This is a genomic window from Allomesorhizobium aridi (assembly GCF_043769475.1).
In the GTDB taxonomy this organism is placed as follows: Bacteria; Pseudomonadota; Alphaproteobacteria; order Rhizobiales; family Rhizobiaceae; genus Allomesorhizobium.
In genome coordinates this window covers 4,989,600-5,004,059 of sequence record NZ_CP171729.1, presented here as the reverse complement: position 1 = coordinate 5,004,059, position 14,460 = coordinate 4,989,600, and the positions used below count along the sequence as shown (strand labels likewise).

At 65.8% G+C, this 14,460-nt stretch carries 13 protein-coding genes; 9 read left to right on the top strand and 4 right to left on the bottom strand.

Annotation, left to right across the window (positions count from 1 at the left end; translation table 11 throughout):
- Nucleotides 1–23: 23 nt before the first annotated feature.
- The 8 genes from ACG873_RS26655 (at nt 24) to ACG873_RS26620 (ending at nt 10,355) form a co-directional block, all read left to right on the top strand.
- Nucleotides 24–926 carry a sugar ABC transporter substrate-binding protein gene (locus ACG873_RS26655; protein ID WP_394888758.1) on the top strand — a complete coding sequence of 301 codons (903 nt, stop codon included), beginning with the start codon at nt 24–26 and terminating at the stop codon, nt 924–926.
- Between the two features lie 72 nt (nt 927–998).
- A complete protein-coding gene (locus ACG873_RS26650) occupies nt 999–2,111 on the top strand; it encodes a Gfo/Idh/MocA family protein (protein ID WP_394888757.1) in 1,113 nt (370 codons plus the stop codon).
- Nucleotides 2,112–2,265: 154 nt separating this feature from the next.
- Nucleotides 2,266–3,447: an ABC transporter substrate-binding protein gene (locus ACG873_RS26645; RefSeq protein ID WP_394893715.1), complete on the top strand. Its 1,182-nt coding sequence runs from the start codon at nt 2,266–2,268 to the stop codon at nt 3,445–3,447.
- A gap of 61 nt (nt 3,448–3,508) precedes the next feature.
- On the top strand, nt 3,509–5,188 hold the full coding sequence (locus ACG873_RS26640; protein WP_394888756.1) for an ABC transporter permease: 1,680 nt from the start codon (nt 3,509–3,511) through the stop codon (nt 5,186–5,188).
- A 30-nt stretch (nt 5,189–5,218) separates the two neighbouring features.
- Nucleotides 5,219–5,860, top strand: a complete 642-nt coding sequence (locus tag ACG873_RS26635; RefSeq protein ID WP_394888755.1) for an ATP-binding cassette domain-containing protein — start codon at nt 5,219–5,221, stop codon at nt 5,858–5,860.
- Nucleotides 5,857–8,334, top strand: a complete 2,478-nt coding sequence (gene hrpB / locus ACG873_RS26630) for an ATP-dependent helicase HrpB (protein ID WP_394888754.1) — start codon at nt 5,857–5,859, stop codon at nt 8,332–8,334. Before ACG873_RS26635 ends, hrpB begins: the two co-directional genes overlap by 4 nt.
- Nucleotides 8,335–8,373: 39 nt before the next feature.
- Complete coding sequence (locus ACG873_RS26625; protein WP_394888753.1) at nt 8,374–9,699, top strand: ActS/PrrB/RegB family redox-sensitive histidine kinase; 1,326 nt, start codon at nt 8,374–8,376, stop codon at nt 9,697–9,699.
- A 92-nt stretch (nt 9,700–9,791) separates the two neighbouring features.
- Entirely contained in the window at nt 9,792–10,355 is a 564-nt protein-coding gene (locus ACG873_RS26620; RefSeq protein WP_394888752.1) for an ActR/PrrA/RegA family redox response regulator transcription factor, read from the top strand.
- Between the two features lie 124 nt (nt 10,356–10,479).
- On the opposite strand, the gene ACG873_RS26615 is transcribed toward ACG873_RS26620, so the two are convergent.
- Complete coding sequence (locus ACG873_RS26615; protein WP_394888751.1) at nt 10,480–10,980, bottom strand: MmcB family DNA repair protein; 501 nt, start codon at nt 10,978–10,980, stop codon at nt 10,480–10,482.
- A 268-nt stretch (nt 10,981–11,248) separates the two neighbouring features.
- Here ACG873_RS26615 and ACG873_RS26610 point away from each other — a divergent pair, with 268 nt between their 5' ends.
- On the top strand, nt 11,249–11,869 hold the full coding sequence (locus ACG873_RS26610) for a L,D-transpeptidase (RefSeq protein ID WP_394888750.1): 621 nt from the start codon (nt 11,249–11,251) through the stop codon (nt 11,867–11,869).
- Between the two features lie 102 nt (nt 11,870–11,971).
- Here ACG873_RS26610 and ACG873_RS26605 read toward each other — a convergent pair whose 3' ends face one another.
- The 3 genes from ACG873_RS26605 to trpS form a co-directional block, all read right to left on the bottom strand.
- Nucleotides 11,972–12,547 carry a NifU family protein gene (locus ACG873_RS26605; RefSeq protein ID WP_394888749.1) on the bottom strand — a complete coding sequence of 192 codons (576 nt, stop codon included), beginning with the start codon at nt 12,545–12,547 and terminating at the stop codon, nt 11,972–11,974.
- A gap of 141 nt (nt 12,548–12,688) precedes the next feature.
- Nucleotides 12,689–13,180, bottom strand: coding sequence for a universal stress protein (locus ACG873_RS26600; protein ID WP_394888748.1), 492 nt, complete (start codon nt 13,178–13,180; stop codon nt 12,689–12,691).
- 147 nt (nt 13,181–13,327) lie between these two features.
- Nucleotides 13,328–14,395, bottom strand: a complete 1,068-nt coding sequence (gene trpS, locus ACG873_RS26595) for a tryptophan--tRNA ligase (RefSeq protein WP_394888747.1) — start codon at nt 14,393–14,395, stop codon at nt 13,328–13,330.
- Nucleotides 14,396–14,460: the final 65 nt, after the last annotated feature.

Here is a 14,460-nt window from a genome sequence, read left to right as displayed (position 1 = left end):
TTTGAAACATCTGGGAGGATACCATGAAGAAATTCATTCTGGCCGGCGCGGCGCTCGCGCTGATGACCAGCACGGCGCTTGCCGACAAGTTCCTGCTCGACATGAAGGGTCCGGGCGCCGGCAACCCGTTCTGGGCGGCGGTGGAAGCCGGCGCGATGGAAAAGGGCAAGGAACTCGGCGTCGAAGTAGTGGTCATGTCGCCGCCGACCGAATCCGACGTCGCCGCGCAGATCGCGCAGATCGAGGACATGATCGCGCAGGGCCTGGACGGCATCGCCTTGGCGCCGACCGATCCGAACGCGCTGGCCCCGGTCGTTGACGCGGCCAAAGCTGCCGGCATTCCGGTCGTCTTCGTCGACACCAAGGGCACCAATGAAGGCGTCACCTTCATCGGTACAAACAACGAGGTCGGAGCCAAGCTTGCCGCCGACTATATCTGCGGCAAGATCGAAAAGGGCTCCGAGGTCGCGATCCTGCAGGGCATCATCACCCAGTCCACCGGCCAAGCCCGCGCAACCGGCTCCAAGGCCGGGCTCGAGGCCTGCGGCATGAAGGTGGTCGCCGAGCAGACCGGCGAATGGGACCGCGCCAAGGGCCAGGCGGCGATGGAAAACATCATCACCGGCAACCCCAACATCAAGGCCGTGTTCGCCTCCAACGATAATATGGCGCTCGGCGCGGTCGAGGCTCTGAAGTCGGCGGGCAAGCTGGCCGATGTGATGGTCGTCGGCTTCGACGCCAATCCGGACGCGGCAGCCTCCGTCCTGGCCGGCGAGATGACCGCGACGGTCGCGCAGGCGCCGAAGAACATGGGCGCCTTCGGCATCCAGGCTCTGGTCGACCTGAAGGCAGGCAAGACAATCGATCCGGTGATCGACACCGGCACCGTGCTCGTCGACAAGAGCAACGCCGAACAGTACAAATAGGCCTGTCCGCCTATCGGACCGGGGCGTCCAACGCCCCGGTCTTTTCACGTATCCAAAGGTGCGAGACCCTCCATGAAGAAGATCGGCGTCGGACTGATCGGTACTGGCTATATGGGCAAGTGCCACGCCATGGCCTGGACCGGCGTGAGGCCGGTTTTCGGCGACGTGCCCGACATTCATCTCGTCCATCTCGGCGAAGCCAGCCAGGAACTCGCGTCGAAAAAGGCTGCCGAATTCGGCTTCGCGAAGGCTTCCGGCGACTGGCGCGACGTTATCGCCGACCCCGAAGTCGATGTCGTCTCGGTCACCACGCCGAACCGGTTCCATGCCGAAATGGCGATCGCCGCCTTCGAGGCCGGCAAGCATGTCTGGTGCGAAAAGCCGATGGCGCCGAAGCTCGCCGAGGCCGAGGCGATGCTGGCCGCCGCGCGCGCCTCGGGCAAGGTCGCCATCCTCGGCTTCAACTACATCCAGAACCCCGCCATACGCCACATTCGAAAGCTGCTCGACGAAGACGCGATCGGCACGGTCAACAATGTCCGCATAGAGATGGACGAGGATTTCCTGGCCGATCCGGACGCGCCGTTCCAGCAGCGGCACGAAGCCGTCAACGGCCACGGCGCGATCGACGATTTCGGCGTACATCCGCTGTCGCTGATCTCGACGCTGTTCGGCCGGGTGTCGCGGGTGATGTGCGACATGGCCAAACCCTATCCGACGCGCCGGACCGACGCCGGCGAACGCGAAGTCGAGGTATTCGACATCGCCACCATTCTCCTGCGCCTCGCCAACGGTGCCTCCGGCATGATCGCGCTCAGCCGGACCGCCTGGGGCCGCAAGGGCCGCATCGCCGTGCAGATATTCGGCTCCAGGGGCTCTATCCTCTACGACCAGGAGCGGATGAACGAATTCCAGCTCTACCTCACCTCCGATCGGGCGACGGAACAAGGTTTCCGCACCGTGCTGACGGCTCCGCACCACCCGCCCTACGATCGCTTCATCCCCGCGCCCGGCCACGGGCTGGGCTTCAACGAATTGAAGATCATCGAATGCCGCCAACTGATCGGGCGCATGCGCGGCGAAACCACAGTCGCCATCGACTTCGAGGAAGGCATCTTGATCGAGCGCACCGTCGACGCCATGGCGCGCTCTTTTCGCGAAGGCCGATGGGTGGATGTCGCGTGACGCGGTCTCACGCACCTCTCACATCGAATTGACCCTGCCGTCGCTGGCGGCTCATTGACCGGCTTCCCCCAACGATGCTCAATCGCGCCCGATTGAACGGGACCGGGAGAATCCGATGAAGAAGCTGCTTCTGGCCGCCACTGCGTTCGCTGCCATGACGCTTCAGGCGCTGGCCGGCGAACCCGATCCGGAGAGATGGCAGGAAGTCCTTGCCGATGCGCGAGGCGAGACGGTCTACTTCAACGCCTGGGGCGGCGCGGAAAACATCAACGCCTATCTCGAATGGGCGGGCCAGGAGCTGGAAAAGCGCTACGGCGTCAAGCTGGTCCATGTGAAGCTCGACGATACCGCGAATGCCGTCGCCAAAGTGGTCGCTGAAAAGGCCGCCGGCCGTAACGAAGGCGGCACGGTCGACCTGATCTGGATCAACGGCGAGAATTTTTCGTCGATGAAGCGCCAGCAGCTGCTTTTCTCGCCCGGCTGGGCCGAAAAGCTGCCCAACCGGCGCTTCATCGATGTCGACGACAAGCCGACCATCCGGACCGACTTCACCATTCCCGTCGACGGGCTGGAGAGCCCGTGGGGCATGGCCAAGCTGGTCTTCTTTCACGACACGGCGAAAACCGACCCGGCTTCGCTGCCGAAATCGGCGAAGGACCTGCTTGCCTGGGCGAAGCGGAATCCCGGCCGCTTCACCTACCCGCAGCCGCCGGATTTCACCGGTTCGTCGTTCCTGAAGCAGGCGCTCGCCGAACTCGCCGCCGATCGCTCCGTTCTCCTGAAGCCGGTGGATGAGGCGTCGTTCGAGAAAGCCGTCGCGCCGCTCTTTGCCTGGCTCGACGAGCTGAACCCGCTGCTGTGGCGCGGCGGCAAGGCGTTTCCGCAGAACTACCCGGCGATGAAGCAATTGCTCGCCGACAACGAGGTCGACATCATCTTCGCCTTCAACCCCTCGGAGGCCTCAAGCGCCATCGCCAATGGCGAGCTGCCCAAGACGGTCCGCTCCTTCACGTTTCCCGGCGGAACCCTCGCCAACACGCATTTCGTGGCGATCCCCTACAACGCCGCCGCCAAGGCCGGCGCGCTGGTGGCCGCCGACTTCCTGATCTCGCCTGAAGCGCAGGCGCACAAGCAGGATCCAAAAATCTGGGGCGATCCGACGGTGCTCGCCATCTCGAAACTCGACGTAGCCGACCGCACCCGCTTCGACGCGCTCGACCTCGGCGTCGCCACGCTGGAGCCGGACGAGCTCGGCCCGGCACTTGACGAGCCGCATCCAAGCTGGATGGACAAGATCGAGACGGAATGGAAACGGCGCTACGGCGCGGCGAACTAGCATTGATTGCGTCGCGAGGTTTCTTCGCGCAACGTAGAGCGCTTCCGCCGAAGGCATTGGAATGCTGAGCCGTCTCGGCCCGCCGCTCGCCGTCGCCGTCCTGGCAGGCCCGATCCTTTTCGGCCTTGCCGGCACCATCCTGCCGGCCTTCGGCTACCTGCCGGCGCTCGACGGAACCGGCTTCACGCTCGCGCATATCGAAAATTTGCTGGCCCAACCCGGCATCCTGATGTCGGTGCTCATCAGCCTCGCCGCTGGACTGATAACAACGGCCGTGTCGCTCGGCGTGGTCATGCTGTTCATCGCCGGCTGGGCCGGAACGCGCATCTTCTCGCGCATCCAGCATCTGGTTTCGCCGCTCCTGTCGGTGCCGCATGCCGCAGCCGCTTTCGGCCTCGCCTTCCTGATCGCGCCGTCCGGCATGATCGCCCGGATGCTGTCGCCGTGGCTGACCGGCTGGGAGCGCCCGCCCGACCTCCTGATCGTCAACGATCCGTTGGGGCTGTCGATGACCGCCGGGCTGATCGTCAAAGAGATCCCTTTCCTGCTGCTGATCGCGCTCGCAGCTCTGCCGCAGGTCGATCTTCCGCGTACCCGGGCGCTGGCCGCCTCGCTCGGCTATGGCCGCATCGCCGGCTTCCTGCATGGCGTCTGGCCGCCGCTTTACCGGCAGATGCGGCTCGCGGTGTTTGCCGTCATCGCCTTCGCCACATCGGTCGTCGACGTCGCCGCGATCCTCGGGCCGACCACGCCGGCCCCACTCGCCGTCCGCCTCGTCGGCTGGATGAATGATCCCGAACTGTCGATGCGCTTCTTCGCCAGCGCCGGCGCGCTGCTCCAGCTCGGCGTGACGGCCGCGGCGCTGCTCATCTGGATCGCGCTCGAACGCCTCGGCGCGGCGATACTTCGCCGGTTGCGCAGGTCCGGGCTGCGCTTCCGCGGCGACATGTGGCTGCGCCAAGGCGCGCTTGCTGCCATGGTCGCCGCCGCGCTGACCGTGCTTGCCGGTCTTGCCACGCTCGCCATCTGGTCGTTCGCCGGGCTGTGGCAGTTTCCGGACGCCGTGCCCGAGACGTTGACAGCGAAGAACTGGATCAAGACCGCGCCCCGGCTTGCCGGTCCGCTGTCGGTCACGCTTGGGGTCGCCGCCCTGTCGACGGCGCTAGCGATAGCGCTAACGCTGCTTTGCCTGATACGCGAGAACGAGACCGGCCGGATCGCCGGGCGCTGGGCGCTGCTCTTCCTTTACCTGCCGCTGCTGGTGCCGCAGGCGGCTTTCCTGTTCGGGCTGCAATTGCTGTTCGTGTTCACCGGTAGCGTCGCCAGCCTGCCGGCGCTGGTGCTGGCGCATCTCACCTTCGTCATGCCTTATGTCTTCCTGTCGCTATCGGACCCGTGGCGAGCCTATGACCGGCGCTACGAAGCGGTCGCCGCCGGCCTCGGTAAATCGCGAAGCGCGACGCTGCTCCGGGTCCGCCTGCCGATGCTGTCACGAGCCATACTGGTCGCCGCCGCCGTTGGATTCGCCGTGTCGGTCGGGCAGTACCTGCCGACGCTGCTGATCGGAGCGGGCAGGCTGGAAACCATCACCACCGAGGCTGTGGCGCTCGCATCGGGCGGCAACCGCCGCGTCATCGGCGTCTATGCCTTTCTGCAGATGCTTTTGCCGGCGGCGGGCTTTGCTGTTGCCACCCTCATCCCGGCGCTGGTATTCCGCAACCGCCGCGCCATGCGCGTGTAGAACCGGTTCAGGCGGAACGCGGCGGGACAGATGGCCGACCAACAACTTTTCCTCGACGGGGTGAGCATCGCGCTGAATGGACGTGTGCTGCTCGCCGTCTCGCATCGCGTCGAGGTCGGCGAAGTGTTGACCGTGATGGGCCCGTCGGGCTCGGGCAAATCCACCCTGCTCGCCTATATTGGCGGCTTTCTCGATCCGGCGTTCTCGGCCTCGGGCAAGGTGTTTTCCGGCAACGAGGAAATCACCGCGTTGCCCGCCGAAGAGCGCCACGCCGGCATCTTGTTCCAGGATCCGCTGCTTTTCCCGCATATGTCGGTCGGCGGCAATCTCCTGTTCGCCATCCCGCCTTCGATCAAGGGCAAGGCCCCGCGCTCGGCCTTGGTGAAGGAAGCGCTCGGCGGCGTTGGGCTGGCCGGCACGGCGGCGCGCGATCCCGACACGCTGTCGGGCGGCCAGAAGGCGCGCGTGGCGCTGGCGCGGGTGCTGCTTTCGGCGCCGCGCATGCTGCTCCTCGACGAACCCTTCTCCAAGCTCGACGCCGGGCTGCGCAGCCAGATGCGCGAACTCGTCTTCGCCAAGGCGCGCGCCAGCCGCCTGCCGGTCGTGCTGGTCACCCATGACGAGGCCGACGCCCATGCGGCGGGCGGCCCTGTGATCCGCGTCGGGCAATGACGGTGCGAACGCTTCCCGATCTTCCCGTCACCGCCGCTTTGCCGGCGCTGCTCGAGGCGCTGGAGAACAAGGGCAAGGCGGTGCTTGTCGCGCCGCCCGGCGCCGGCAAGACCACACTGGCGCCGCTGGCGCTCCTCGACGCGCCGTGGCTCGGCGCCGGAAAGATCCTGCTTCTGGAGCCGCGCCGGCTCGCAGCACGCGCCGCCGCCCGGCGCATGGCCGAATTGCTCGGCGAGGAGGTGGGCGGCACGGTCGGGTACGCCATGCGCATGGAGCGCCGCGTCTCGGCCGCAACCCGGATACTGGTCGTGACCGAAGGCGTGCTGGCTCGCACCGTCCTTAACGATCCGGAACTGCCTGGCATCTCGGCCATTCTGTTCGACGAATTCCACGAGCGCTCCCTCGATGGCGACTTCGGGCTGGCGCTGGCGCTCGATGTGCAGGGCGCGCTGCGGCCGGATCTGCGGCTGCTGGTCATGTCGGCGACGCTGGACGGGGCGCGTGTAGCAAAATTGCTGGGCGATGCGCCGGTCATCGAAAGCCGGGGGCGCAGCTTCCCCGTCGACATACGCTACGACGAGCGTCCCGCAGGGATGCCGATTGAGGATGCGATGGCAAAAGCCATCCGCGAGGCGCTTGCCGCCGAGCCTGGCAGCGTGCTCGCCTTCCTGCCCGGCCAACGCGAGATCGAACGGACCGCCGAACGCCTCGAAAGCCGGATAGGCAGCGATGTCGACATCGCGCCGCTCTACGGCATGCTCGACGGCAAGGCGCAGGACGCAGCGATCAAGCCGCCGCCGCCGGGCCGCCGCAAGGTGGTGTTGGCGACCTCGATCGCCGAAACCTCGATCACCATAGACGGGATACGCGTGGTGATCGACAGCGGCCTGTCACGCCTGCCGAGATATGAACCGGCGACCGGACTGACTCGGCTGGAGACGGTGCGCGTCTCGCGCGCTTCGGCCGATCAGCGCGCAGGCCGCGCCGGCCGCACGCAGCCGGGCGTTGCCGTCCGCCTGTGGCGCGCCGAGCAGACGGCGGCGCTGCCCGCCTTCACGCCGCCCGAAATCCTGGAAGCGGACCTGTCGTCGCTGGTTCTTGACTGCGCCGCCTTCGGCGTCGCCGATCCGGCCAGCCTCACCTTCCTCGACCCGCCGCCAGCGCCGGCGCTTGCCGAGGCAAGGGCGTTGCTCGCTGATCTCGACGCCATCGACCCCGCCGGACGGCTGACACCGGCGGGCGAAGCGATGCGCAAGCTGGCGCTGCCGGTGCGCCTTGCGCACATGGTGGCGGAGGCAGCGAAGGACGGACATGCCTTGCCTGCCGCCGAGCTTGCCGTGCTCATAACCGAGCGAGGGCTTGGCGGCGACAGCGCCGATCTGGAGCGCCGGCTGATGCGGTTTCGCGGCGACCGGTCGCCGCGCGCCGTCGCGGCCCGGCAGCTCGCCGAGCGGCAGGCGCGGCAGGCGGGCGGAACGAGAACTGCCCTTCCCGACAATTCCACCACCACCACCACCGGCGCCCTCCTAATCCACGCCTGGCCCGACCGCGTCGCCAGGGCGCGCGGTGCGCGCGGGCGGTTCGTGCTGGCAAACGGCAGCGGCGCCATGCTCGACGCCGCCGACCCGCTTGCGGGCGAAACGTTCCTCGTCGTCGCCGACCTCCAGGGCAAGGCGCAGAATGCGCGCGTTGCCGCAGCCGCTCCGGTATCGATGGAAGTGATACGCGAGGCGCTCGGCGCGCGCATCGTCAAGCAGGTGGATTCGAGCTTCGGCCCCGAAAAACGCGCGGTCAAGGTGCGCGAGACGGAGCGCCTCGGTGCGATCGTGCTTTCCGAGCGCATGCTGCCGCCGCCGACCGGCGCGGAGGCCGATCGCGCCATGCTCGACGCATTGCGCACGCACGGTCTGGCGCTGCTGCCGTGGAGCAGGGAAGCCGAGACCCTGCGCCATCGGCTGCAATGGCTGCATCGAGGACTCGGCGCGCCGTGGCCGGACGTTTCCGACGAGGCGCTGCTCGCATCGCTCGACGACTGGCTCGCTCCGCTCCTCCCGGGCGAGGCTTCTTTCCAGCGCATCGACGCCGGAATTCTCCACGCGGGGCTGATGTCGCTGGTGCCGCACGACCTGCAGCGCCGGATCGCGTCGCTGGCGCCGACCCATTTCGACGCCCCCTCCGGCAGCCGGGTACCGATCCGCTATGACGGCGAATGGCCGGTGCTGGCCATCCGCGTGCAGGAGCTTTTCGGCCTCGACAGCCATCCTTCCATAGCCGGCGGCACGGTGCCGCTGACTCTGGAATTGCTGTCGCCGGCGCATCGGCCGATCCAGACGACCCGCGATCTGCCGGGCTTCTGGCGCGGCTCCTGGGCCGATGTACGCGCCGAAATGCGCGGCCGCTACCCCAAGCATTTCTGGCCGGAGGATCCCGTTTCGGCCGAAGCCACAGCGCGGGCCAAGCCGCGGGTCAAATAAGCGCTTGGCGTCGACCGCCGGCGAGGGGCATAAACGGCCATGATCGAAATGCAGCGCACGCCCGACCTCCAGCAGAGCCAACGCCTTAGGCTGAACACGCTGATCCGGCTGCGTTGGCTGGCGATCGTCGGCCAGAGCGTCACCGTCATCATCGTGGCCTACTGGCTCGATTTTCCGCTGCCGGTCAGCCTGTGCTTCGCGCTTATCGCCTGTTCGGCCTGGCTCAACCTGCTGCTCACCTTCCGCTATCCGGCCGCGCACCGGCTGACACCGCGCGCCGCCTTCATCACGCTCACCTTCGATGCGCTGCAGCTTGCCGGCCTGCTCTACATGACGGGCGGGCTCACCAATCCGTTCTCGCTCCTGATGACGGTGCCGGTCATCATCTCGGCCACGTCCCTGTCGCTGCGGCTCACGGCCCTGCTCGGCGCCCTCGTCATGGCCATGGCGACGCTCCTGGCCTTCTACCATCTGCCTTTGCCGTGGTTTGAGGGCGCCGAGCTTTCCATGCCCTTCATCTACGTCGCCGGGATGTGGACCGCGGTGTTCTGCTCCACCACCTTTACCGCCGTCTATGCCTGGCGCGTCGCGGAGGAGGCGCGGCTTCTCGCAAATGCGCTCGCCGCCACCGAACTCGTCCTGCAGCGCGAACAGCATCTTTCGGCGCTGGACGGGCTTGCGGCGGCGGCCGCCCATGAGCTCGGCACACCGCTCGCCACCATCGCCCTTGTCGCCAAGGAGATGGAACGCGCGCTGCGCGGCGATCCGAAATACCACGAGGACGTCACACTTCTGCGCACCCAGAGCGAGCGCTGCCGGGATATACTGAAGCGCCTGACCAGCCTGTCGTCGGAGAGCGAACAGCATCTCGCCCGAATGCCGCTGACATCGCTGGTCGAGGAGGTGATCGCGCCGCACCGCGATTTCGGCATTGCCATACGGCTCGAGCCCGGCGAGCGGATCGGCCCGGAGCCCGTCGCCCGGCGCAATCCGGGCGTGATCTACGGCCTCGGCAATCTGGTGGAGAACGCCGTCGATTTCGCCATCGGCACTGTCACCATACGCTGGCGCTGGGACGAGCGGGAAGTCGCCTTCGACATCGTAGATGACGGGCCGGGCTTCCCACCGGAAATTATCGACCGCATCGGCGAGCCTTACATGTCCACCCGCCACGGCGCCGAGCGGGGTGGCGGCCTCGGCCTCGGCCTGTTTATCGCCAAGACGCTGCTCGAACGCTCGGGCGCGACGCTTTCCTTCTACAACGCCAACGAACCCGGCCACGGCGCGGTCGTGCAGGTCAACTGGCCGCGCGAGGCTTTCCTCAATCCCGAATCCGCCGTGGCGTCGATGTTCGACACGGCATAGAGCCCTGGCGAAAGCAGGATGCTCCAAAGGTGGCAAATGTGGCAGTTTCGGCCTATATCTGAAACAAATTCGGGCAATACGGACGAACAAGAATGATCAACGAAGAAACCGTTCAGGGCGTCGTCGGGGCAGGCGACGCGTCGCTGCTGATCGTGGACGACGACAAGCCGTTCCTCACCCGCCTGGCGCGTGCCATGGAGGCGAGGGGTTTTCAGGTGGAGACGGCCGAGAGCGTCGAGGAGGCCGTGGCCAAGGCCCGCGCGCATCCACCTGCTTATGCCGTCGTCGATATGCGTCTCGGTGACGGAAACGGGCTCGACGTTGTCGCGGCCATCCGCGAGAAGCGCACCGATTCCAGGACGATAATCCTCACCGGCTACGGCAACATCGCCACCGCCGTGACAGCCGTTAAGCTCGGCGCGATCGACTATCTGTCGAAGCCGGCCGACGCCGACGATGTTTTCGCGGCGCTCACCCGCACCGCCGGCGAGCGCGCCGCGCCGCCTGAAAACCCGATGTCGGCCGACCGCGTGCGCTGGGAGCACATCCAGCGCGTTTATGAAATGTGCGAGCGCAACGTCTCGGAAACCGCCCGCCGCCTCAACATGCACCGCCGCACGCTGCAGCGGATATTGGCCAAGCGGGCACCTAGGTGAGGCAGTCGGCAATAGGCAATAGCAACCAGGAGGCGGACGGACAGCTAACCTTTACTACTGCCTACTGCCTACTGCCTACTGCCTACTGCCTACTGCCTACTGCCTACTGCCTACTGCCTACTGTTCACTCACTTTCCCCATCCAACGCCGGCACCGAAACGCCCGCCAGTTCCGCCGCCAGCAGCCGCGCCGCGCCGGCACGCGCCATGCGCAGCATCAGCGCCTTGCGGGTGGCCGCCGCCAACCGGTGCTCCGGCGCGTCGCGCATGATCTCGGCACCATAGCCGTCGGAGAGGATGAAGCCGCACTCCTCGGGAAAGATCGAGGCCGGCACATCCGGATGCGTGGCGAAGAAGAAGCGGTCGGAATGCAGCCGGTATTCAGGCCACTTGCGATCGACGCGGAAATCCTCGATCGACGACTTGATCTCGATGATCCAGATGTCCCCCGTCCGCGTCAGCGCGACCAGGTCGGCGCGCCGGCCGGTGGCCAGGCAGAGTTCGGGCAGCACATGCGCGCCCATTTGCGTGAGCAGACGCTGGACGCCGCGCCTGACCACCATCGCCCGTTCGGACTGGCGGCCATCGACGAGCGGATTGGCGAGAATCGGGCTGATGATCGGCATGGGCCGACAATGCCATGTCCTGGCGCCGGCATGAACCCCTTTTGTTCCAAACTGACTGGCGGGTGGAATGCGCCTCCCGGCGCACGCTGTCACGTTCGCGTGATACCCTGTTGCCGAAATGCCATAGCAACCCGCTCACGTTTGCGTAAGCAGCCGGTTGCATCACTAAGCTCTTGGCAAGCAGGAATGCGCGCCCGTAAATAAAGGCGAAATTGCGGCCCCGAATCGGGGCAAATCGATATTGCGGACCGGAGCGGCGAATATAATCATGCAGATGAAAACACTTGCCCTTGCAGTTGGGCTGGCGCTCGCAACCGCGGTTTCCGGGTGCAGCACGTTCGGCCCGTACAAGGTGTTTTCGTCCGATTATGGCAGCCGGACCGACGCCGGTTATCGTCTGCCGAGCATCCCCATCTACAAGGTGGACAAGAAATACCATCGCCAGATCGTGGCGTATGACGGCGGCGAGAAGCCCGGAACGATCATTGTCGATACTGGCGAGAAGCATCTCTACTTCGTGCTGCCCGACGGCGAGGCGGTGCGCTACGGCATCGGCGTCGGCCGCGAGGGCTTCGAATGGAAGGGCACCGCGCGTGTCGCGGCGAAGCGCGAATGGCCGGTTTGGACGCCGCCGGCTGAGATGATCAGGCGCCAGCCGGAACTCGCCAAATTCCGGGGCGGCATGAAGCCGGGCATCACCAACGCGCTCGGCGCGCGCGCCCTCTACCTCTACAACAAGCGCGGCGACACCGGCTACCGCCTGCACGGAACGCCTGAATGGGCCTCTATCGGCAAGGCGATGTCGTCGGGCTGCATCCGGCTGATGAACCAGGACATCATCGATCTCTACAACCGCGCTGACGTCGGCGCCAAAGTCATCGTCAGGTAGTTCCCGACGATTTATACGCGGACCGTCTCGGCAACAACGGACGTCCTCAAACAGAAAACCGGGCACATGGCCCGGTTTTTTGTTGATCGATTGGATGGATTGTCAGCCGATCTGTTCGACGTGCTCTACTTCCGGAATGAAATGGCGCAGCAGGTTCTGGATGCCGTGCTTCAGCGTCGCGGTCGAGGACGGGCAGCCGGCGCAGGCGCCCTTCATGTGCAGGAAGACGGTGCCGTTCTCGTAGCCGCGGAAGGTGATGTCGCCGCCATCCTGGGCGACGGCGGGACGGACGCGCGTGTCGAGCAGTTCCTTGATAGTGATGACTATCTCCGAATCGGCCTTGTCGTAGAACTCGCCCGCCTGGTCGGCACGATCGGTCGCGGCCTGGCCGCCGCTTGCCATGACCGGCGCGCCCGACATGAACTGCTCCATGATCGCGCCGAGGATCGCCGGCTTCAGATGCTGCCAGTCGGGTCCGTCCTTGGTGACGGTGACGAAGTCGTAGCCGAAGAAAACACCGGTGACGCCCGGAATGTCGAACAGCCGGCCAGCGAGCGGCGAGGCCGCGCGAGCCGTGTCAGCGTCGCGGAAATCGGCGGTGCCCACGGGCAGCACTTCCTTCCCGGGCAGGAATTTCAGCGTGGCGGGATTGGGGGTCGCCTCGGTCTGGATAAACATGGCCGCATCTCCGTGGGCTCAACTTTGGAATAGTTCTAAATAAGCCTGCTTCCGGCGACATTCAAGCCAAATGCGCCGCGCATTCGGCTGCGCCCGGAAATGATTTTCTCCCGAAGCATCCGCTTTGTCGAGCCGGATGGCTCAGGCAAGGCTCGCTATATCTTCGTCGGACAGGTTCTGCGGCACCACCGTCACCGGAATGGGGAACGCCGCGCCCTTGCCGGCGATCGACGTGACCAGCGGACCCGGACCTTCCTTGCCGGATCCGGCCGCCAGCACCAGGATGGCGATGTCCTGGTCCTCCTCGATCAGCTTGTGGATTTCATCGGCCGGCTTGCCCTCGCGCACCACCAGTTCCGGCTCGATGCCGAGCTTGGCGCGCACCGTCACGGCATAGCCGTCGAGCGCCGCATTGGCCGCGGCGATGGCCTCGTCGCGCATGATCTTCTCGACGCCGAGCCAGTGCTGGAAATCGCCGGGCTCGATCACGTAAAGCAGCACCAGCACGCCGCCGGTGGTCTTGGCGCGCGTCGAGGCATAGGCGACGGCGCGCTCGCATTCGGGCGTATCGTCGATGATCGCCAGGAATTTCCGGCGGTGGCCGGCTTCCCGTATCAGTCGTTTGGAGACCATGTTCTAACCCTGCTGAGACGAGACGCCGTTTCGGCGCAATCTGTCACCCGCGCCGGGCGTCGGCAAGTGGGCTTGCAGAGGCATCGCATGGACAAGCCTTCAACAGTTCGCTCCAGTGCCCGCCGGAGCGAACTGCTGAACCGCCCATCAGCCGTTCAGCAAGCCGACGATGTCGCGCACCATCTTCATGTTCGCTTCGGCCATCACGCCGGCGCGTTCGCCGCCGTCCCTCAGCACGCCGTCGACATAGGTCTCGTCCGAGGAAATTCGCCGCATCTCGGCGGCGATAGGCGCGAGCTTCGCCACCGCCAGATCGGCCAGCGCCGGCTTGAAGGCCGAAAACTGCTGACCGCCGAACTCGGCGAGCACCTTTTCCTTCGAGGTTTCGGCGAGAGCCGCGTAGAGCACGACCAGATTTTCGGCTTCCGGCCGGTCCTTCAGGCCTTCGATCTCGGAAGGAAGGCCTGCGGGGTCGGTTTTGGCCTTGCGTATCTTCTTCGAGATCGCATCGGCATCGTCGGTCAGGTTGATGCGCGACAGGTCCGATGGATCGGACTTCGACATTTTCTTCAGTCCGTCGCGCAGCGACATGACTCGCGGCGCCGGACCCTCGATCAGCGGTTCGGTCAGCGGGAAGAAGCCGTTGATCATCTCCTCGCCCACAGTCATCTCGACCCCCAGCCCAAGGTCGGCGATCCGGTCGGAGAAGTCGTTGTTGAACTTCTGGGCGATGTCGCGGGTCAGCTCCAGATGCTGCTTCTGGTCGTCGCCCACCGGAACGTGGGTGGCGCGATAGACAAGAATGTCGGCAGCCATCAATGTCGGATAGGCGAACAGGCCAACGGACGCATTCTCGCGGTCCTTGCCGGCTTTCTCCTTGAACTGCGTCATGCGCGAGAGCCAGCCCATGCGGGCCACGCAATTGAACACCCAGGCGAGCTCGGCATGCTGCATCACGCGGCTTTGGTTGAAGACGATGTGCTTCTTCGGATCGATGCCGGCCGCCAGGAAGGCCGCCGTCACTTCCCGCGTCGCCTTCATCAGCTCGGCAGGCTCCTGCCACTGCGTGATCGCGTGCAGGTCGACCACGCAGTAGATGCAGTCGTGGCTGTCCTGAAGAGCGACGAAGCGGCGGATCGCGCCGAGATAATTGCCGAGATGGAGATTTCCGGTGGGCTGGACGCCCGAAAAGACGAGCGGCTTGAAGGCGGTCATGGTTTTCCTCGTGGCTTGTGGAGGGCCGTTTCTAAGCATGATCCCGAAAGTTGCAGACTTTTCGG